We start from the raw sequence: 19,242 nt of genomic DNA on the forward strand, positions 1-19,242 counted from the left end.
AAAATAATTTTAAAAGCTCTAACAAATAAATTAGCTACTGTCCTTTAAGTTGAATTTTAAACAGTTGTTTACTAGTGTAATCAAATGATTAGGCTATACTTGTTTACAGTTGTGAATTTACAATTGTTTACCTTTGTCATTGTCATCTATTTTATATGCAAGTAAAAACACTTAAAACTTATTTTAAATCCTATAAAGAATCTTCTCTAGAGGGACGTTATATTCATACAGATAAAATACGCTCTTTGCTTAATAGTGAAGATTTGAAACCATTTATAAAAGCCATTGGTTACTCAGTGAATAATGAACTTATTTATAGCATTACAATTGGTTCTGGTTCTAAAAAGGTGCTAATGTGGTCGCAAATGCATGGAAATGAAAGCACAACGACTAAAGCAGTTTTTGATATTTTAAATTTATTATTAGCTGATGAAGTCCTGTCGAAATCTATATTAATGCATTGCACACTAAAGATCATTCCAATTTTAAACCCTGACGGTGCTAAGGCTTACACAAGGTTAAATGCAAACAATATCGATTTAAATAGAGATGCTCAGGATCTATCACAACCTGAAAGTCAAGTTTTAAGGCGAGAGTTTGAGCTGTTTAAACCAGATTTCTGTTTTAACTTGCATGGTCAGCGTACTATTTTTAGTGTTGGTAATACAAATTATCCAGCTACTGTATCCTTTTTAGCGCCTGCACAAGATATCGAGTGCACGGTAACCTCAACACGTAAAATAGCTATGGAACTCATAACAATTATGAATACAACTTTGCAAGAACAAATATTTGGTCAAATAGGTATTTATGATGATGCATTTAATAGTAATTGTGTTGGTGATACGTTTCAGAGTATGAATGTGCCTACTATTTTGTTTGAAGCTGGGCATTTTACTAATGATTATTATAGAGAAGTAACTCGTGAATATATATTCCAGTCGCTACTAATTGCTATATATCATATTTCAAATCATGATATTGATGGGAAATCTTACAGTGGTTATTTTGCTATTCCAGAAAACCGTAAGTTATTCTATGATATTATTATACGAAACACCTCAAAATTAGATATAGGTATCGTTTATGTTGAAAAATTGATCAACAACACGATACATTTTATTCCAAAAATTGAGAAAATTTCAGATTTGAGTTCATTTTTTGCACATAGAGAGATTGATGCCAATGGTTATGAGGTTTTTAGTGCTGAAAATAATCAGCTTAAAGCGCAAAGCGAAAACGATTTCGTATTGATAAATAATGAAAAAATCTCATTGAAATTGAAAAAAAACTAGTATTTAGTGCATTATCTTCATCTATTTTGCTTTATTTTTGTATAAAATTTAAAGAAACTGAGAAATGGCAAAATACAAGTTAGATGAAATTGATCACCAAATTCTGGATATGTTGATCGATAATACAAGAATTCCTTTTACTGATATTGCAAAAAAACTAGTAATTTCTGCAGGAACCGTTCATGTGAGGGTTAAAAAAATGGAAGAAGCTGGTATCATACAAGGTTCTTCTTTAACTCTAGATTATAAGAAACTTGGATATTCATTTATTGCTTATGTAGGTGTGTTCTTGAACAATACATCTCAAACCAAATTTGTATTAGAGCGTATCAATCAAATTCCTTATGTTACTGTGGCACATATCACTACTGGAAAATTTAATATTTTTTGTAAAGTGAGAGCTAAAGATACATCTCATGCTAAAGATATTATCTTCATGTTAGATGATATTGATGGTATCTACAGAACAGAAACAATGATCTCGCTAGAAGAGAGTATTAATGATAAAAAACGTTTGATGCATACGATCTTTAACGAGCTATAAAAACACTAATAACTATTTTAACATTTATTAAACCCTTTGTTGCTAATGCACAAACAAAGGGTTTTTCTTTATTTTTATGTTCTTTAAATAATATCTAAAAACTATGACCACAGATCAAATTAACACAAATGAATACCACCCTTACTATCAGCTATATATTGATAAGGCTAAATCAATGGATTTAGTTAATGGGTTAAAGGCAAGTGGAGAAGAAATGGCAAGATTTTTAAAAGCAATCCCTGAAGATAAACACGAATATCAATATGCAAATGGTAAATGGACTGTAAAAGAGTTGTTGCAACATGTAATTGATACCGAACGCGTATTTGCATACAGAGCATTATGTATTGCTAGAAATGATAAAACAGCTTTGCCAGGTTATGATCAAGATGTGTATAATAGTTTTAGTGATGCAAACTCTAGATCTTATGATGATATTGTTAAAGAATATGAGGCAGTGAGGATGACTAGTCAATTGTTGTTTGAAAGCTTTACTAATGATAAATTATTGCAGATAGGTAATGCAAATGGTGCTGCTATATCTGTTAGGGCACTTGGGTTTATTCTGATTGGTCATGAAAATCATCATCGACAAATAATTGAAGAACGTTACCTGTAAAAAAAAAGCCATCTATTTAATAGATGGCTTTTTTATATTTATTTTTGTGATAATTTAGAATTGGTACCTTATTCCTAAAGCGATATCAAAATCTAGATCATCTCTAAAATCACCAAAACCTAATTCTGGTCTAAAATCTAAAGATAACAGCAGAGGAATATCAAAATTATATTCAATACCTACATCGCCTGCAACAAAAACAAAAGTTTCGCTGTCATCAAAGCCAGCTGGAACATTGTCTATACTTACAGTGCCAACACCACCACCAGCACCAGCATACCAGTTGAATCCACCATCAATATTCCAAACCCATTGGTATAAACCTGTAAGTTTGAAGCCATCGTAATCATTTCCGCTTCTCCAACCTAAGTCAAGTTCTAAACGATTATTGTCGCTAAGCGCTCTTTGGTAAGATATTTCAGCTCCAAATCCGTCGCTATCACCTAAACGGAGACCAATCGCATTTTCAGAGATGTCTTGTGCATTTGACAGAGTCGTAAAGCCAATAAAAGCTATAGCTACTAAAATTAATTTTTTCATAAGTTCTGAGTTTTTATTTATTAGTTTAAATTAAATACGAAAGAAAGTCTACAAAAGACGATATTCGCTTATTTCCGATTACGTTTACAAAAATAACGCCAAAATCTATACTTTATTAATTTTATTCATAGTTTTATGAACACATTTGCTTCTGTATGATTTCCAATTCTCAATTACAAGTCTTGTCTTCTCAATTAGAAGGAGAATTGCATTTTGATGAATTAATGAGAGTTCTTTATGCTACAGACGCGTCAGTTTACAGAATGTTACCGTTGGCTGTTGCATTTCCAAAAACTATAGCAGATATTAAGGTTCTTATTTCTTTTGCTAACCAGAATAATACATCGCTAATTCCAAGGACTGCTGGCACATCTTTAGCTGGTCAATGCGTTGGAAAAGGAATAGTAGTAGATGTCTCTAAATATTTCACTAAAATTATAAATGTTAATGAAATTGATCAGACAGTGACGGTGCAGCCTGGTGTAATTAGAGATGAGCTTAATAACTACCTGAAGCCTTTTGGCTTTTTCTTTGGGCCTAATACATCAACTTCTAATCGATGTATGATTGGTGGAATGGTTGGTAATAACTCTTCAGGTACAACATCAATAAGATATGGCGTAACGAGAGATAAAGTCGTAGCGCTAAAAACCATTTTAAGTGATGGTAGTGAAGTGTTTTTTTCTGATGTATCAAAAGACACGTTTAAAATGAAATCCAGCTTAGATTCTTTAGAAGGACGTATTTATAGTAAACTATTTGATGAGTTAGCTTCAGATGAAGTCCAGCAACAGATAAAAGAACAATTTCCAAAGGCTGAGATTCACCGTAGAAATACAGGTTATGCTATTGATGAGCTATTGGATACTCAGTTGTTTTCTAATACAAATACACCTATTAATCTATGTAAGTTACTAGCTGGAAGCGAAGGCACTCTAGCGTTTACAACACAGATAATACTAAAGCTAGATAAATTACCACCTTCTGAAAGCATCATCATAGCTGTGCACTTTGAGAGTATAAATAACGGTTTAAAAGCTGTTGAGCCATTGATGGCGCACGAGTTGTTTGCTTGTGAAATGATAGATAAAACCATTTTAGATCTTACAAGGCATAATAAAACACAAGAACAAAACAGACAATTTATTGTTGGTGATCCACAGGCTATATTACTTTGTGAAGTAAGAGCAAATAGCACTGAAATGGTTGATCAAAAAGCCAAAGCTGTTGTTAAAACTTTACAACACATTAATTTAAGTTATGCAAATCCTTTACTCTCTGGGTTGGAAATAGAAAAAGCCAATGAGTTGCGTAAAGCTGGACTTGGTTTGTTAGGCAATATGATTGGTGATAAAAAAACAGCAGCATGTATTGAAGATACAGCGGTTGCAATTTCTGATCTAGCAAACTATATTGAAGACTTTACAAGGTTGATGGATGGTTACAAGCAAAAAGCCGTGTATTATGCACATGCTGGAGCAGGTGAGCTGCATTTACGGCCTATACTAAACCTTAAAAAGAAAGAAGACGTTGTTTTATTCAGAAAGATTACTACAGATGTTGCTCGTTTGGTAAAATCATATAATGGCTCAATGAGTGGAGAGCATGGTGATGGTATCGTTAGAGCAGAATTTATCCCGTTAATGATTGGTAATAGTAATTATGAGATTTTAAAACGAATTAAATCGGTTTTTGACCCGAATAACATATTCAATCCTGGAAAGATTGTAGCGCCTTATGTTATGGATGAATCGTTGCGTTATGAAGTAGATAGAAAAGAGCCTACAATACCAACGATATTAGATTTCTCAAATACTCAAGGGATACTTCGAGAAGCAGAAAAATGTAACGGTTCGGGCGACTGTAGAAAGCTATCACAATTTGGAGGAACCATGTGTCCTAGTTATAGAGCTACTAAAAATGAAAAGGACACTACCAGAGCAAGAGCCAATGCTTTACGAGAATTTTTAACGCATTCTGAAAAACAAAATAAGTTTGATCATCATGAGTTAAAAGAAGTTTTCGATTTATGCCTAAGTTGTAAGGCTTGTGCTAGTGAATGCCCAAGTAGTGTTGATGTTGCTAGTTTAAAAGCAGAATTTTTATACCAATTCCAAGAAGTGAATGGTTACAGGTTTAAAGATAGATTCTTTGCAAATTCTACAAAATATAATAAGATATCTGCTAATTTCCCTAAGATTTCAAATTCCATTTTCACAAATAGTTGGAGTTCAAAACTTATGAAACATATTTTAGGTATCCACCCTAACAGAAGCTTACCTATTATAACGAAACCATTTTCAAGTTTAAAAGCTCAAATTAAAAGTGATGATGGTTATATAAAAAAAGTCTTCTTGTTCATTGATGAATTCATAAATTATCTTGAATCTTCTATTGCTTTAGATGCTAAATTACTGCTTGAAAATTTAGGCTACAAAGTTCTAACAATAAGTCATATAGAAAGCGGAAGATCTTATATATCAAAAGGGTTTTTAAAACAAGCTAAGGCTATTGCAAATTCAAATATAAATTACTTTAAAGAAACAGCAAATGAGGAAGACTTTTGTCTAGTAGGTATAGAGCCTTCTGCTATTCTAACATTTAAAGATGAATATTTGAAATTGGCTGATGATAAAATTACAGCTAAGCGTATAGCCGATCAGACATTTATGATAGAAACGTTTATACAGCAAGAAATAGAGCTCGGGAACATTACTTCAGAACAATTTACATCAGATCATAAAATCGTAAAGTTTCATGGTCATTGCCATCAAAAAGCGTTTAGTAATCAAATGTCTAGTTTTTCGGTTTTGAATTTACCAAAGAATTATAAGGTTTCAATAATTCCAAGTGGATGTTGTGGAATGGCAGGAAGCTTTGGTTACGAAAAAGAACATTACGATGTGAGTATGCTAATAGGAGAGCAAACCCTATTTCCAGCAATTAGAAAGACATCTCAAGATGTTATCATTGCAGCCAATGGAACTAGTTGTCGGCATCAAATAAAGGATGGAACTAAACGAGAGGCATATCATCCTATTTCAATACTTTTAAAGGCATTAGCTTGATTTTTTCTGATTTACAATAGTTATTGCAGCAATAAGATCTTTTACTTCCATATCTTTAACATCTTCATCAGCATAGAATGCTCTAAGCTTATCATGATTATAATTGTATATCTTCCAGCGCTTAAACTGATATTCTAGTGCCGTAAAGTTTTCTACCCAATCTCCCGAATTCAAATAAGTAGTTTGTCCGTATTTATTTTCTTTAATCAACATTTTTGGTTGGTGAATATGACCACAAATCACATAATCGTATTCGTTTTCTATTGCGAGATCTGTAGCAACTTGCTCAAAATCGTTGATGTATTTAATAGCGCCTTTGACGCTGTTCTTTATGCGCTTAGAAAGTGAATAGCGTTCTTTGCCCAAACGTTCTAACCACCAGTTAATAAAACGGTTCAACAAAATAAGCAGATCATAACCATAGCCACCTAATTTAGCTAACCATTTTGCGTTTTGTATTGACACATCAAAAACATCACCATGAAAAAACCATGCTTTTTTACCATCCAGATCTAAAACGATCTTGTCAACTATCGAAATATTGCCAATTGAAGTATCACTAAATTTACGTAACATTTCATCGTGGTTGCCAGTGATATATATAATTTCTACACCATCAGCAGCCATATCCATAATTTTCTTTATGACTCGCATATGTGATTTTGGAAAATAACGCTTATTAAACTGCCATATATCTATGATATCACCATTCAATATTAATTTTCTAGGTGAAATACTGTTCAGATAGGTCAGCAATTGTTTAGCGTGACAACCGTAGGTTCCTAAGTGCACATCTGAAATAACTGCAATCTCTATTTTTCGTTTAATTTTCAAGGGCTAATAATCTAATTTTTTGCAAAGAACACACTTAACTATTAACTGACTATCAAATAACTATTATCAAACGTTAAGCATATTGTTAAGTAATTGTTACATCTAATTGCTCTAATATTATTGAGGGTTTGTTGTTATCAATTTTCGTTTCTCTATTTTTACATTTACTTTAGCATAAAATACATTTTACATGGCAGGGAATACCTTCGGAAAAATATTCAAACTCACTACGTTCGGTGAATCTCATGGATTAGCAATAGGCGGTATTATTGATGGCTGTCCAGCAGGATTAGAGCTAGATTTTGAAGCAATTCAGAATGAGTTAAATCGTCGTAAACCTGGTCAGTCAGAGATTGTTACTCAGCGTAAAGAACCAGACACGGTTAAATTTTTATCGGGTATTTTTGAAGGCAAAACGACAGGCACACCAATTGGTTTTACAATTGAAAACACCAACCAAAAATCTAAAGACTACTCACATATAAAAGATGTTTATCGTCCTAGTCATGCAGATTATACCTACGAGCAAAAGTATGGTGTACGTGATTACAGAGGAGGTGGGCGAAGCTCTGCACGTGAAACAGCCTCAAGAGTTGTCGCTGGTGCCATAGCTAAGCAAATTATAAGTTCAATTGAAATCAATGCGTATACATCTTCTGTAGGTGATATATTTTTAGAAAAGCCATATCAAGATCTTGATTTCTCAAAAACAGAAAGGAATGTTGTACGTTGTCCTGATGAAGAAGTTGCAGAGCAAATGATCAACAAAATTAAAGTTATTCGAAAAGCAGGAGATACTATTGGAGGTACCGTTACCTGTGTACTGAAGAATATACCTGTTGGATTGGGCGAACCTGTTTTTGATAAGCTCCATGCCGATTTAGGTAAAGCGATGTTATCCATAAATGCTGTTAAAGGATTTGAATACGGAAGTGGATTTTGTGGTGCTAAAATGAAAGGAAGCGAGCACAACGACCTGTTTAATGGAGATGGTACTACCAAAACAAATCTTTCTGGAGGTGTTCAAGGCGGAATAAGTAATGGTATGGATATTTATTTTAGAGTAGCATTTAAACCAGTGGCTACGATTATTCAAAAACAAAAGGCATTAAATAATTCTGGCGAGATCGTTGAAATGCAAGGTAAAGGTCGTCATGACCCTTGCGTGGTGCCGAGAGCGATTCCAATTGTTGAAGCAATGGCGGCTTTGGTATTAGTAGATTTTTATTTGATGAATAGAATGTATCAATAAAAGCTAGTCTTGACAGAAGAAGATAAAAACATTGAAAAACGTAAACGAACTCCATTAACTGATAAAGAGTTTTTGACATTTTTCTTCTTTCCAATCATGGATAGATCAAGGACTAGCATTGGTAATTATCAATTAAATGATGAAGAGGATGAACGATTCATTAAGTATGGATATAATAAAAAATTAGAACAAGCAAAAGTTGCAAGAGCTTACGGGAGAATATTTTATATTGCTATAATAATTATAATAGCTAGCGTTAAAATATTGTACTTTTAGTTTACTGATTAATAGTAGATTTAATTCTTAAAAATTATATGAAAAAATTAGCATTACATTGGCAGATTATTTTAGGGATGGTTCTCGGAGTTATGGTTGGGTTGTTAATGACAAACTTTGAAGGCGGAAAAGAAATTATTCAAGATTGGGTAAAACCTTTTGGTAGAATATTTATCAAATGTCTCAAAATGATAGCGATTCCATTGATTTTAGCGGCTTTGATTAAAGGCGTATCAGATTTAAGAGACATTTCTAAATTATCGAAGATGGGTGGACGTACGATCTTTATTTATATAACAACAACCGTAATAGCAGTGTCTATTGGTCTACTATTAGTTAACATGGTTAATCCAGGAAAATCGATTACTGAGTCTACAAGGACAGAAATGGTTGAGAATTATAGTGGTGATACACAGAAATATAAAGATACGGCCAAGAAGCAAAAAGACAGCGGGCCTCTTCAAGCGCTTGAAGACATTGTCCCTGATAATATTTTTGCTGCAGCCACCAGTAATCGTAATATGCTTCAGATTATTTTCTTTGCAATTTTCTTTGGGATAGGCCTGATTCTTATACCAGAAGAAAAAGGGAAAACAGTAAAAGATTTTTTTGATGGTTTTAATGAAGTTATTCTTAAAATGGTAGATATTATTATGCTAGCTGCGCCTTATGGTGTATTTGCTTTATTAGCTGCTATTATTGTAGAATCTCCAAGTGTAGACCTATTCAAGGCTCTTGGCTGGTATGCGTTTACAGTAGTTTTAGGGCTATTACTTATGATTTTTGTGTATATCATAATCGTTTTAGTCTTTACCAAAAAGAAACCAAATTTCTTTATTAATGGTATTTCACCAGCTCAATTATTGGCGTTTTCAACAAGTTCCAGTGCAGCAACTTTGCCAGTAACAATGGAACGAGTAACAGAACATTTAGGAGTAGAAGAAGAAGTGTCTAGTTTTGTTTTGCCAATTGGAGCTACTATTAATATGGATGGAACAAGTCTGTATCAAGCTGTAGCAGCAGTTTTTATAGCTCAAGCTTTCGGTATGAATTTAGAGTTCTCCACACAACTTGGAATCATTGCCACTGCTACATTAGCCTCTATTGGGAGTGCAGCAGTTCCTGGAGCAGGAATGGTAATGTTAGTTGGAGTACTGGGTTATGCAGGAATACCAGAAGCTGGTTTGGCACTAATTTTTGCAGTAGATAGACCATTAGATATGTGTCGTACTGTAGTAAATGTTACAGGTGATGCGACAGTATCTATGGTTGTAGCAAAATCAGTAGGAAAACTAGGAGAGCCAAAAATAAAAAATTGGGATGATGAGTATGAAGCCGTAAAATAGTTTTATATAACAGAATATTCTTTTTAAATTTATAAAAAATACCAACTAAAAATAGAACTATGAATATATGTTTTATAATGTATCCATGGGAAAATATAGACCCAGAAAATGATACGAGTCTAGCCTTGATTAAAGAATGTGTCAAACGTGGACATGGTGTGGCTATGTGTACACCAGCCAATCTTACTATACGGAATAGTGTTACCAATGCATTTTGTACTGTTATAAATCGTATGAGCAAAGTTCCTTCATCTTTGAAAGCGTTCTATAATAAAGCCGATATAAGAGAAGAAATGCTACCATTAGCAGGTTTTGATGCTATCTTTTTTAGAGCTAATCCTCCACTAGATCCAATCATGCTCAACTTTTTGGACTCCGTTAAAGATGATGTGTTTATTGTAAATTCATTACAAGGTATGAGAGAAGCCAACAATAAACTATACACCGCAGCTTTTGGAGATGCTCACAGTAATATAATACCTAATACTCATGTTTCTAAAAATAAAAAATACTTAGTAGAGCAGATTAAAGAATCTAAGGCTGATAAGATGATTTTGAAACCACTCAATGGTTTTGGTGGTTCTGGTGTCATCTTAATTGAAAAATCTGCAATGAGTAATATCAATTCGTTACTAGATTTTTATATAAACAGTACAGACGGAAGTTCTAACTATGTGATTTTACAAGATTATATTGAAGGTGCAGATCAAGGTGATGTTAGAATCTTATTATTAAATGGAGAGCCTGTAGGAGCTATGAAACGTATACCAGGAAGTGATGACCATCGATCAAATGTATCGGCAGGAGGTAGTATTGCAAAACATACGTTAACCAAAGATGAAAAAGCTTTGTGTAAGCAAATAGGACCAAAATTAGTAAAAGATGGATTGTATTTTGTTGGTATTGATGTCATTGGAGGTAAACTAGTGGAGGTTAATGTAATGTCTCCAGGTGGAATAACCTACATCAATAAAGTCTACAAAAATAAGGTTAGGGTTGAGGAGCGTGTTATTGATTTTCTTGAAAGCAAAGTATTAGATCAATTACAAGCATTTGATAGACGTGTACGTTTACGTAAAACTGTTGAAGACGCTTAAAAAATAAAGATGATGAAATCTTCCAATTGGAGTAAGCAAGAACTTGTTGCATATATACTATTGTATATAGCAAATATTGATCTAAAAGAGTCTAACTCTGAGCGTGATTTTATTATGTCTAAAGTTGATAGAGCAACATTTCAGAATATTCATGATGAATTTGATGCAGATAATGATTATCAAAGTATCACTAAAATTGTAGAAGCTGTAAAGCTTCATAATCTTCATACCAACTCAGACGAATTATTTGCCGATATAAAACTTATGGCCTTTGCAGATGGTGACTTCAATCAAATAGAACAATCAGTTTATAATTACCTAAAGAAGCTCTTAAATAAATAATATGCAACGACTTTCCATATCTCAAATTATTAATAAGATTAATAATGAAGAACAGTTTCATGCTATTTCTGATGATTACGCATTTACTTTGAAAATCGATAGTTATGTGCATTACGTATGTGGTGCAGTACATGATGGGCATCAGTTTAGAAAAGAATTATGGGAAAATTGCATCCACACAGAATATGAACGTTGGTACGAAGAGGACCCCGAAACTAAAAAAATGATAGCCTCACACCCAATAGTAATTGCTGGATGTGATTCGCGTTTTGAATATGATTTAAATAGAACTCCTGAAGAGGCTGTATTTGATACAGCTTGGGGAAAACAGTTATGGCATCAACCTCTTTCTGAAACACATAAAAATAAGAGCTTAGTTAAGCATACCAATTTTTATAGTGTTGTGCATGCGCTCATCACTAAGTTGGAAGAAAAATTTGGCGTATGTATTGTGTATGATATCCACAGTTATAATTGGAAGCGATGGGATAGGGAAGTACCAACTTGGAATTTAGGAACTTCCAACGTGGATAATGAGAGATTTGGTCATGTCATTGAAGTTTGGAGACAACATCTTTCTGAGTTTCAATTACCGCATAATATCAAATCTACCTCAAAAATTAATGATACATTCCAAGGAAATGGATATTTCTTAAAATTTATCACTAAAAACTTTCAAAATACATTAGTTTTGGCAACAGAAATCGCTAAGATCTATTGTGATGAATATAAATATGTTATTTATCCTGAAGTAGTCACAGCTGTTGAGGAACAGCTAAGAAAAATATTACCTGAACACGCAAGTTACTTTTACAAAAAGCACATAAACTAATGCCACAAATCACAAGTACTGATGAGTATCAAGATGTATTCGATATCGATGCAAATTTAAATCGCCTCGTTAAGAAGATTGAGTTACTCAATTATATCAATCCATTAAATATTGAACGTGAAAAGCGACAGTTTTTCTCTACAAAATATGTTTACGAACCAGTTTTTAAATATCCAAAAATAAAGTTCAATGGCTATAAATTGCATCGATTATTCTTTTCTCAGCGCCTAGAACGTATTGAAGATAAGTCTATAAGGCAACTCTATGAAGATGTTATCTATGAGTATTCTGGTTTGATTGAATGTATTGAAACCATTAATCAAGGGAGAAAGTTTTACTATAACAGTTTAAAAAGTTTTGGAACACCAACAGAAAAAGATATCGATAATGCAAAGTTTATTTTGCGTTTCGACGATAGTGATTTTGATGAAGAAATGCTTCCTATCTATTCAGCTACAGATGCAATTGAGTATTTTAAAGCGTATTCAAAACGTTATAATTTTGATTATAATATTAGATTATCAACCAATCTTTCGGCAGCAGCAATGGTGTTAAATAATACCCAAACATTAGTATTGCGAAAAAATCATAAATTCAGTATGAATCAGTTGAAAGTTCTTACTAACCATGAAATTGGTGTTCACATGGTAACCACATTCAATGGCTTAGCCCAGCCATTAAAAGTATTCTCTAATGGTTTTCCCAATAATGTAGAAACACAAGAAGGTTTAGCAGTATATTCAGAATACATGTCTGGATGTTTAACAATCAAGCGTTTAAAAGAGTTGGCTTATCGTGTAATTGCTGTAGATACACTCAATAAAGGCTATAATTTTGCAGACACTTTTGATTTGTTGTATAGTCAATATAAATTAAATAGAGATACAGCATACGCTATCACATTACGTGTGCACAGAGGTGGTGGTTTTACTAAAGATCATCAGTATTTAACAGGTATAAATCAAATATATAAATATGCCAAGTCTGGAGGTGATTTGGATGTACTTTTGACTGGAAAAGTGACACTAGACTATGCCGATACTATAAAAAAACTCCAAAATAGAGGTCTAGCGATACCTTCAAAACATTATACTGATGCTTACTTAACGAATGACAATTCAAATAAAAATCTTGATTTTATATTGAAAAGTTTAAAGTAGCATATATGAAAACACAATTTTTCATAGTATTCGCACTTTTTAGTTCTTTAATTTCTTTTAGTCAAGACATAAAAGTTAACCAAAACAATAGTCATGAATTATTTGTTGAGACTTTAAATAATTCTAAAGATATACGCTATAATGACATCTTAAACAAATACAATACATATATAGATTTGCATCCAAATAATATTGATGTTAGAATTTATAGATGTAAGTTTATTGGAAGTGCTTACTATGATGAGTACGAAGATTATAATTTGAATTATGAGGAAACTGAAGCATGTATTAACCAATTATATTCTGAATTTCCCGCACATCCCGAGGTTATACTATACAATTTAGACAATGCTTATTACGATGATAGAGAAGACCTCATAAATGAAGCTATAGCCAAATATGAATCTGACAAAACGAATTGGACCTATCAGCAAATTGGAAGATTATATGAACTAGCTTCATTCTTTTATGTTGAAGACAATGATTTTAAAGCTATCATGTATGCCGAAAAAGCTGAGCGTTTTAGTGACAGTCTCGACCTTTCAGTTTTATTGGCCAAAGCCAACATTCGAATGGGAAATACTGATAAGGCTAAAGATCATCTTATTGATGGATTGTTTTATGATGGTGAGGCATGGACTTTACAGCAAAAAGGAGAATTGTTAATTGAGTTTGGTGAAACAGATAAAGCTCTTGAAATGTTTGACCGAGTGAAAGAAAAAGATTCCACATACAGTAATAACAAAAGTCTATATAAAATCTTTATAGAATCTGAAAACTATGAAGCAGCTAGGTCTTTTCTAGTACAGGATACAATACCTGATTGGAATAAAACTGAGAACATTCAAAAATTATTGAATCACGATATTTCATATTCGAGCGCAGATACTGCTTTAGTAAGTTATAGAAGAATGCAAGAATTGAGTTATTATGATGATTTTTTTGGAATTAAGCGCTTGCGTATTTCTGGAAAACCTTCTTTTGATTTATGGACACTAAGCGAGTTATCACATATACTTCTACTCGGTTTATGTATTATTATCCTATTTCTAATCCCGTATATTTTAATCTTACCAATCTATAGTGCTAAAACATTTTTTAAATTAAAACCTATTGCTTTTGAGAAATGCTTGCCTGTTAATTGGACACTTAAACATTTTTGGCTTATTGTTTTTGTGTATTTAATAACGCAGACCTCATTGGTGTTTATATTTTATTACCAAAATTATATGAATGTCTATTTTGATATTGTATATAATTATGTAGAAGAGGGGGTTTTAGAGTCACAATTACTAACAGCTAATAGTTTGTTATACTATACTGTTGTGTGTTTTGTGTTGACCTTATTATTCTTAAATAAAAAACGTCTTAAGTTTATATTTAATTCTGATATAAATTATGGAAGTATTATTGCTTTGAGTGTTTTATTTATGATTAGTAATTTCACAATTATAAAATTCCTAAGAACAATCATGCCTTTCGACGAAACGACTACTTTTTATCAATTATTAAATATGAAGGAAGAAATAGGCTTGCTACTCAATGAGTATGGATTCTCCATTTCTGTCTTAGCTGTTGCTGTCTTAGTTCCTTTCTATGAAGAGGTTATGTTTAGAGGGATTATTCTTTCATCAACAGAAAAATATTTGGGTTTTAGATGGGCAAATGTAATTCAAGCTACTCTTTTTGGTGTTGTGCATTTTAATTTACAACTATTTCTTTTTTACTTCTTTTTTGGTCTAGTAACTGGATATGCCGTAAAACGAACAAATGGGTTGCTTACAGGAATAGTTTTCCACACAGTGAATAATTTCATCGTATTATTAGCCATCTACGTATCTTCCAAATTACTATTTTAAGAAAACCTTAAAGCTAAGGCTTTTCTATCAGTACATTTACTGATACTTATCTTATATTAGACATGTATAAGACAAGAACTTGATTCGTTCCTAACTAACAGAAGCTAGGCTCAAGTTGATTTTGCTTTAAGGTTTTCAATAATTTATTGTAAGTTCAAGTGTTTTAGCAAACTTAACATAATATGCTTCAATTTAGAATACATTACGGATTAATAAAACTCAACTTGAGTTAAGTCATGACTTAAATGAGTAAACATATTCTTTTAATGAGTGAGCCAATTAAGCAACTCATAGATGTTTTTTGCACTTCTATTTTTTTAAACAATTTTTTTGGTCTTATACCGATATTTTTGCTTGAGTTCTAGATACAGTAGTACATTTATACTATAAATAATGTGCTATTAATCAATATTCTAGAAATTAGATAATCCCTCTTGATTAAAAATTATTTTAGAGTTAAATTAGTTTTAATTAGTTGTTAATTATTAAAGTCCTTTTGATAGAAAGGACTTTTTTTTAGTCGATAAACTTAGACTTTAATTCTGGAGTAGGAATCATGCAAGCTTCTTTTTTACCATACCATTTGTATCTGTTTCGAGCTATAAAATCATAAAACAAATTTCGAATAAAAGCTGGGACTATAAAAAAAACACTCATCAGATTTCTAGGGAAGCCTAAGTGTTTTGCAATATGTAATGCAGCCGTAGATTTTATATATAGCCCCTTGTTATGGGAATAGAGCAATATAGAATCTGTTTTTGTAGTGTCAATATCAAATCGTGTAATAATATCCTCACCTATTTTACTTTGCAAGGGAGCAAACATGAATTGATTTTTCTTGTCATGCTTAATGACATATTGAATAGATGAATTGCAAAGATTGCAAATACCATCAAATAGTATTAATTGCTTAGATTTTGGTAAACGTTCTATCACATTGCAAAGATAATTGATCTCAATTTAACGTATTTAAAAATTGCGTTAAATCATCGGTTTTGTCTAAGCCCAATTTTTTCTTTAGTCTGTATTTTGATTTTAGAACACTATCAGGCAATACATTAAGCATAGAAGCTATTTCTTTAGTAGATAGATTCATACGTAAGAAAGAGGCCAACCGAATTTCTTTTTCGGTGATATCTGATGTTATAGACTTAATCTTAATATCAAAATTATTATGCACTTCAGAAAAATATGATTTAAACACTTCCCAATCTTTATCTTCGGCATTTTGTTTTTTAAGTAACATGACCAACCGTCTAAATTCGACTTTAAACAATTCTGGAGACTTTTTTATTTTTTCTAGGTTTTCTTTTAACTCTTGAATGAATGTGTTTTTTTGGACTAAATGTAGGGTTTGTGAAGCGAGTTCTTTCTTCTTAAATTCAATTTCCTGTTTATAAATTGCTTCTTGTTTTTCGCGTTCAATCTTGTTCTTTTTGATGCGCTGTGTAAAACCAAAGTAGAGGAGACTTGAAATAGCTAAAAAGGAGAACATACCAATGCCATAAAGGGTCTTAGTAAGCCGATCATTTTTTGCCTGTATGTTCAATGATTTTATTTGTTCATTTTGTAGTGCAATTTCTGCCTCTTTTTTTTCAGTTTCATAAATGGTTTGAAGCTCAGAAAAACGATTTGTACTTTCGGTATTATAAATGTCACTACTTAAATCTTCATATACCTTATAATGTTTCAGACTTTCTTGATGATTGTTAAGAGCTTCGTAGGATTTTGATAGTAATTTATTGACAATTGGTTTTAAACCGTTCAATTCTAATTTAGTAGCTATCGCATCTGATTTCTTTAAATAGATAATGGCTTCACTATATTTTTTTTGAGCAATTAGAGATTTAGCTAAATCTTTTGAAACAAAAGCATAAGAATATTCATAGTTACGTTCCTCTGCGTTCTTAACTAGCTGCCTTTGGACTATCTCTGCATTTTTATAATTGTCATATGTGAAATAGAACTTAGCAAGATTGGTTTGCACATCATCTATTAAAGCGGGATCTTTAAGTTCTTTGCTAAGAACTATCATTTCATTAATTAATTGGTCATTTTCGTTATACAACTTCTTATTTGAGATTTGGAGATTGGTTAAGAGAAATAGTGTAGCGCATAATTGTCTTTTTTGGTTTTGTTCTCTAAAGAAATCTATGGTTTTATTATAGTAATTTATAGCGTTAACAGTATCTTTCATCTCACCATAGATACTTGCTATGACCATTCTGTTTTGGTTTAGGTCTTGATTTTTTTCATTTTTTATGTATATTTTTTCAGCAGTAATAGCTTTGTCAATCGCAATATTATAGTACCCTTTCATAAGATTGGCAATCGCTTCAGAATTTAAAATATCTGCAATACCAATCGTATCATTTGCTTTAGTATAATTGATTTTAGATTCGCTATAATAATAAAGAGCACTATCTATCTGTCCTGTCATATTGTGATCTTGACCTAAATTGCGTTGTATTCCTGCAATTTTTTTAAAATCATTTGTCTTTTTGTAAATATTTAGAGCTTTTTTAAAATATACTCCAGAACTATCAAATTCATTAAGGTAAGAATAGGTCACAGCTTTACGATCAAAGCCAAAACTGATTATTGTATCAATTTTTAATGTATTTCCCAATACTATCATGTCATTAGAATAGACCATAGCATCTTCAATATTGTTGTTTATGGATTCATTCCAAAGATGATTAAGTAAATGAAATTTTTCAACATCCATTTTTGAAGTCAAAAGTATCTTTTTTAAACTGTCTATTTTTTCTTGTCGCTGAGCTAAAATAATTAAAGGAAAGAATAAACAAATGAAGATGAGATGCCGAAAAACCATAATGAAAATGTTAGTAATGTTCTAAAACGAAGTTACTTAATTTAAACACACAATGAACATAGACTGGTCGAACTCGTCTTGAGTTCTGTTTGTCTTGTCCTTGTTTTGTCTATGTTTATTTAATTAATAATTTTATTTAAAAAATTGATAATCAATAGTTTAAAACAATATTTGTATTTCATATTTTTCCTTAAATGTATAACGATTTCTCAAGCGTGTCCATACTTTGTCCATGCCAAAAATTAGATTTCAATCACTTTCGCTATTAGTTTTGGTTTGTCATTAATAGAAAATGGCATAAATATTTTGTGGTGTCTTGCGCTGGAATGGCTGCAGACTTTTCCAGTTGTAAGTCGCTACAAAAATTAAAACCACAAAATCTTTATAATTATGAAAACACAATTTATTTATCAATTATGCTTCTACTTCTGTATTGCATTTTTAGCATCATGTAATTCGGAAGATGATGATAATTCTAACGACTCTTCTAACAATGTTATTACAATAAACATTGACGAATACCCTTCAGCTGGAGACTTTATTGCCGACATAAATTCTAGTTTAGAAGGTAACCTTGCCTATGTTATAACTTTTGAATCAGTACCTGATGCCTTAATTGTTAATGGAAATGAACTTCGTGTAGGTGATTGGCTAGCTTTCGATTTTGAAACTAACGAAAACATTTTTATTACCATTGAGGTGTCTAATGGTGAAGATACAGAAGTTTTGGAGTACAAAATAGCTATTCAAGATGTAGACGATATTTGGGCATTTTTAAATGGAAGTTCAAGAACTGCCTACGAAAATGCTAGCGATGGAGACTGGATCTGGATTACTGAAAGCGAATACAATGATTTGGCTAATTATTTATCTAATGCCACAAAAAGCGGCGCTTCAGATGATCAAATCTATAATAACACTTCAGTTGAAAGTTCTTCAGGAAACAGAACCATAGCCAATAATAATGACTTTAACATTCCGTCTAACAGTTATTTATTTGCTTTTAAATATTACTCATGGGTTAATAATGTATCCACTAGTAGAATTAAACTGTCACAAGACGATGCAGGTGGTTCGTACCAAGATGTAGGTAACGTATTGCCTGAACATAATGATGAATACAACCACTTTGTCTTAAAAGGGTCAAATAGTGCAACAACTTCAGAAGGATTTATAGGTATGTATGCAGGAGGAACCGTTGGCGTCAAAGATGATAACAATAGTAGTTATAAATGGCGAAATGGAAACGTCAATAATTTAGATAATACTGCTAACGGCATTGTATATCTTCATCAAGGGCTTAGTACTACTTTAAAACAATGGGATTAATTTAAAACTTATA

17 protein-coding genes are annotated in these 19,242 nt (G+C 32.0%); 13 read left to right on the forward strand and 4 right to left on the reverse strand.

Annotated elements, in window-relative coordinates; genetic code table 11:
• Nucleotides 1-155 precede the first annotated feature (155 nt).
• The 3 genes from Q0876_RS11700 (at nt 156) to Q0876_RS11710 (ending at nt 2,458) form a co-directional block, all read left to right on the forward strand.
• Nucleotides 156-1,295 carry a M14 family zinc carboxypeptidase gene (locus Q0876_RS11700; RefSeq protein ID WP_299228069.1) on the forward strand — a complete coding sequence of 380 codons (1,140 nt, stop codon included), beginning with the start codon at nt 156-158 and terminating at the stop codon, nt 1,293-1,295.
• A gap of 64 nt (nt 1,296-1,359) precedes the next feature.
• Nucleotides 1,360-1,839 carry a winged helix-turn-helix transcriptional regulator gene (locus tag Q0876_RS11705; protein ID WP_299228071.1) on the forward strand — a complete coding sequence of 160 codons (480 nt, stop codon included), beginning with the start codon at nt 1,360-1,362 and terminating at the stop codon, nt 1,837-1,839.
• A 103-nt stretch (nt 1,840-1,942) separates the two neighbouring features.
• Nucleotides 1,943-2,458 carry a DinB family protein gene (locus Q0876_RS11710; protein ID WP_299228073.1) on the forward strand — a complete coding sequence of 172 codons (516 nt, stop codon included), beginning with the start codon at nt 1,943-1,945 and terminating at the stop codon, nt 2,456-2,458.
• Between the two features lie 54 nt (nt 2,459-2,512).
• On the opposite strand, the gene Q0876_RS11715 is transcribed toward Q0876_RS11710, so the two are convergent.
• Nucleotides 2,513-2,998 (reverse strand): hypothetical protein, encoded by a 486-nt coding sequence (locus Q0876_RS11715; RefSeq protein WP_299228075.1) that lies wholly within the window; start codon nt 2,996-2,998, stop codon nt 2,513-2,515.
• Between the two features lie 155 nt (nt 2,999-3,153).
• Between Q0876_RS11715 and Q0876_RS11720 the strand changes: the two genes are divergently transcribed.
• Nucleotides 3,154-6,066 carry an FAD-binding and (Fe-S)-binding domain-containing protein gene (locus Q0876_RS11720; RefSeq protein ID WP_299228077.1) on the forward strand — a complete coding sequence of 971 codons (2,913 nt, stop codon included), beginning with the start codon at nt 3,154-3,156 and terminating at the stop codon, nt 6,064-6,066.
• Here the strand turns inward: Q0876_RS11720 and Q0876_RS11725 are convergent.
• Nucleotides 6,058-6,900: a UDP-2,3-diacylglucosamine diphosphatase gene (locus Q0876_RS11725; protein WP_299228079.1), complete on the reverse strand. Its 843-nt coding sequence runs from the start codon at nt 6,898-6,900 to the stop codon at nt 6,058-6,060. The genes Q0876_RS11720 and Q0876_RS11725 overlap by 9 nt on opposite strands.
• A gap of 190 nt (nt 6,901-7,090) precedes the next feature.
• Here Q0876_RS11725 and aroC point away from each other — a divergent pair, with 190 nt between their 5' ends.
• From aroC to Q0876_RS11765, 8 genes are read left to right on the forward strand one after another with little or no spacing between them, the layout of a single operon-like run.
• The gene (aroC, locus tag Q0876_RS11730) at nt 7,091-8,152 is read left to right on the forward strand and encodes a chorismate synthase (RefSeq protein WP_299228080.1); all 1,062 of its coding nucleotides are present in this window, start codon (nt 7,091-7,093) and stop codon (nt 8,150-8,152) included.
• Between the two features lie 9 nt (nt 8,153-8,161).
• A complete protein-coding gene (locus tag Q0876_RS11735) occupies nt 8,162-8,428 on the forward strand; it encodes a hypothetical protein (RefSeq protein WP_299228082.1) in 267 nt (88 codons plus the stop codon).
• Nucleotides 8,429-8,466: 38 nt separating this feature from the next.
• Nucleotides 8,467-9,774 carry a dicarboxylate/amino acid:cation symporter gene (locus Q0876_RS11740; protein ID WP_299228084.1) on the forward strand — a complete coding sequence of 436 codons (1,308 nt, stop codon included), beginning with the start codon at nt 8,467-8,469 and terminating at the stop codon, nt 9,772-9,774.
• Between the two features lie 59 nt (nt 9,775-9,833).
• Nucleotides 9,834-10,871 carry a glutathione synthase gene (gene gshB, locus Q0876_RS11745; RefSeq protein ID WP_299228086.1) on the forward strand — a complete coding sequence of 346 codons (1,038 nt, stop codon included), beginning with the start codon at nt 9,834-9,836 and terminating at the stop codon, nt 10,869-10,871.
• Between the two features lie 9 nt (nt 10,872-10,880).
• Nucleotides 10,881-11,213: a hypothetical protein gene (locus Q0876_RS11750; protein WP_299228088.1), complete on the forward strand. Its 333-nt coding sequence runs from the start codon at nt 10,881-10,883 to the stop codon at nt 11,211-11,213.
• A 1-nt stretch (nt 11,214) separates the two neighbouring features.
• Nucleotides 11,215-12,045 carry an N-formylglutamate amidohydrolase gene (locus Q0876_RS11755; RefSeq protein ID WP_299228090.1) on the forward strand — a complete coding sequence of 277 codons (831 nt, stop codon included), beginning with the start codon at nt 11,215-11,217 and terminating at the stop codon, nt 12,043-12,045.
• Nucleotides 12,045-13,205: a flavohemoglobin expression-modulating QEGLA motif protein gene (locus Q0876_RS11760; protein WP_299228092.1), complete on the forward strand. Its 1,161-nt coding sequence runs from the start codon at nt 12,045-12,047 to the stop codon at nt 13,203-13,205. Before Q0876_RS11755 ends, Q0876_RS11760 begins: the two co-directional genes overlap by 1 nt.
• Before the next feature lie 5 nt (nt 13,206-13,210).
• Entirely contained in the window at nt 13,211-15,064 is a 1,854-nt protein-coding gene (locus tag Q0876_RS11765) for a CPBP family glutamic-type intramembrane protease (RefSeq protein WP_299228094.1), read from the forward strand.
• A gap of 516 nt (nt 15,065-15,580) precedes the next feature.
• On the opposite strand, the gene Q0876_RS11770 is transcribed toward Q0876_RS11765, so the two are convergent.
• Together Q0876_RS11770 and Q0876_RS11775 are read right to left on the reverse strand one after the other, a co-directional pair.
• Nucleotides 15,581-16,000: a thiol-disulfide oxidoreductase DCC family protein gene (locus tag Q0876_RS11770; protein WP_299228096.1), complete on the reverse strand. Its 420-nt coding sequence runs from the start codon at nt 15,998-16,000 to the stop codon at nt 15,581-15,583.
• Between the two features lie 19 nt (nt 16,001-16,019).
• Entirely contained in the window at nt 16,020-17,804 is a 1,785-nt protein-coding gene (locus Q0876_RS11775) for a tetratricopeptide repeat protein (RefSeq protein WP_299228098.1), read from the reverse strand.
• Nucleotides 17,805-18,290: 486 nt separating this feature from the next.
• Between Q0876_RS11775 and Q0876_RS11780 the strand changes: the two genes are divergently transcribed.
• A complete protein-coding gene (locus tag Q0876_RS11780) occupies nt 18,291-19,229 on the forward strand; it encodes a hypothetical protein (RefSeq protein ID WP_299228100.1) in 939 nt (312 codons plus the stop codon).
• Nucleotides 19,230-19,242 lie beyond the last annotated feature (13 nt).

This window comes from uncultured Psychroserpens sp. (genome assembly GCF_947503375.1).
In the GTDB taxonomy this organism is placed as follows: Bacteria; Bacteroidota; Bacteroidia; order Flavobacteriales; family Flavobacteriaceae; genus Psychroserpens.

What these genes read in the sequence shown, in the direction of transcription:
- Q0876_RS11700 (WP_299228069.1), top strand. Translation starts at nt 156, where the DNA reads ATGCAAGTAAAAACACTTAAAACTTATTTTAAATCCTATAAAGAATCT.
- Q0876_RS11705 (WP_299228071.1), top strand. Translation starts at nt 1,360, where the DNA reads ATGGCAAAATACAAGTTAGATGAAATTGATCACCAAATTCTGGATATG.
- Q0876_RS11710 (WP_299228073.1), top strand. Translation starts at nt 1,943, where the DNA reads ATGACCACAGATCAAATTAACACAAATGAATACCACCCTTACTATCAG.
- Q0876_RS11715 (WP_299228075.1), bottom strand. Translation starts at nt 2,998, where the DNA reads ATGAAAAAATTAATTTTAGTAGCTATAGCTTTTATTGGCTTTACGACT.
- Q0876_RS11720 (WP_299228077.1), top strand. Translation starts at nt 3,154, where the DNA reads ATGATTTCCAATTCTCAATTACAAGTCTTGTCTTCTCAATTAGAAGGA.
- aroC (WP_299228080.1), top strand. Translation starts at nt 7,091, where the DNA reads ATGGCAGGGAATACCTTCGGAAAAATATTCAAACTCACTACGTTCGGT.
- Q0876_RS11740 (WP_299228084.1), top strand. Translation starts at nt 8,467, where the DNA reads ATGAAAAAATTAGCATTACATTGGCAGATTATTTTAGGGATGGTTCTC.
- gshB (WP_299228086.1), top strand. Translation starts at nt 9,834, where the DNA reads ATGAATATATGTTTTATAATGTATCCATGGGAAAATATAGACCCAGAA.
- Q0876_RS11750 (WP_299228088.1), top strand. Translation starts at nt 10,881, where the DNA reads ATGATGAAATCTTCCAATTGGAGTAAGCAAGAACTTGTTGCATATATA.
- Q0876_RS11755 (WP_299228090.1), top strand. Translation starts at nt 11,215, where the DNA reads ATGCAACGACTTTCCATATCTCAAATTATTAATAAGATTAATAATGAA.
- Q0876_RS11760 (WP_299228092.1), top strand. Translation starts at nt 12,045, where the DNA reads ATGCCACAAATCACAAGTACTGATGAGTATCAAGATGTATTCGATATC.
- Q0876_RS11765 (WP_299228094.1), top strand. Translation starts at nt 13,211, where the DNA reads ATGAAAACACAATTTTTCATAGTATTCGCACTTTTTAGTTCTTTAATT.
- Q0876_RS11780 (WP_299228100.1), top strand. Translation starts at nt 18,291, where the DNA reads ATGAAAACACAATTTATTTATCAATTATGCTTCTACTTCTGTATTGCA.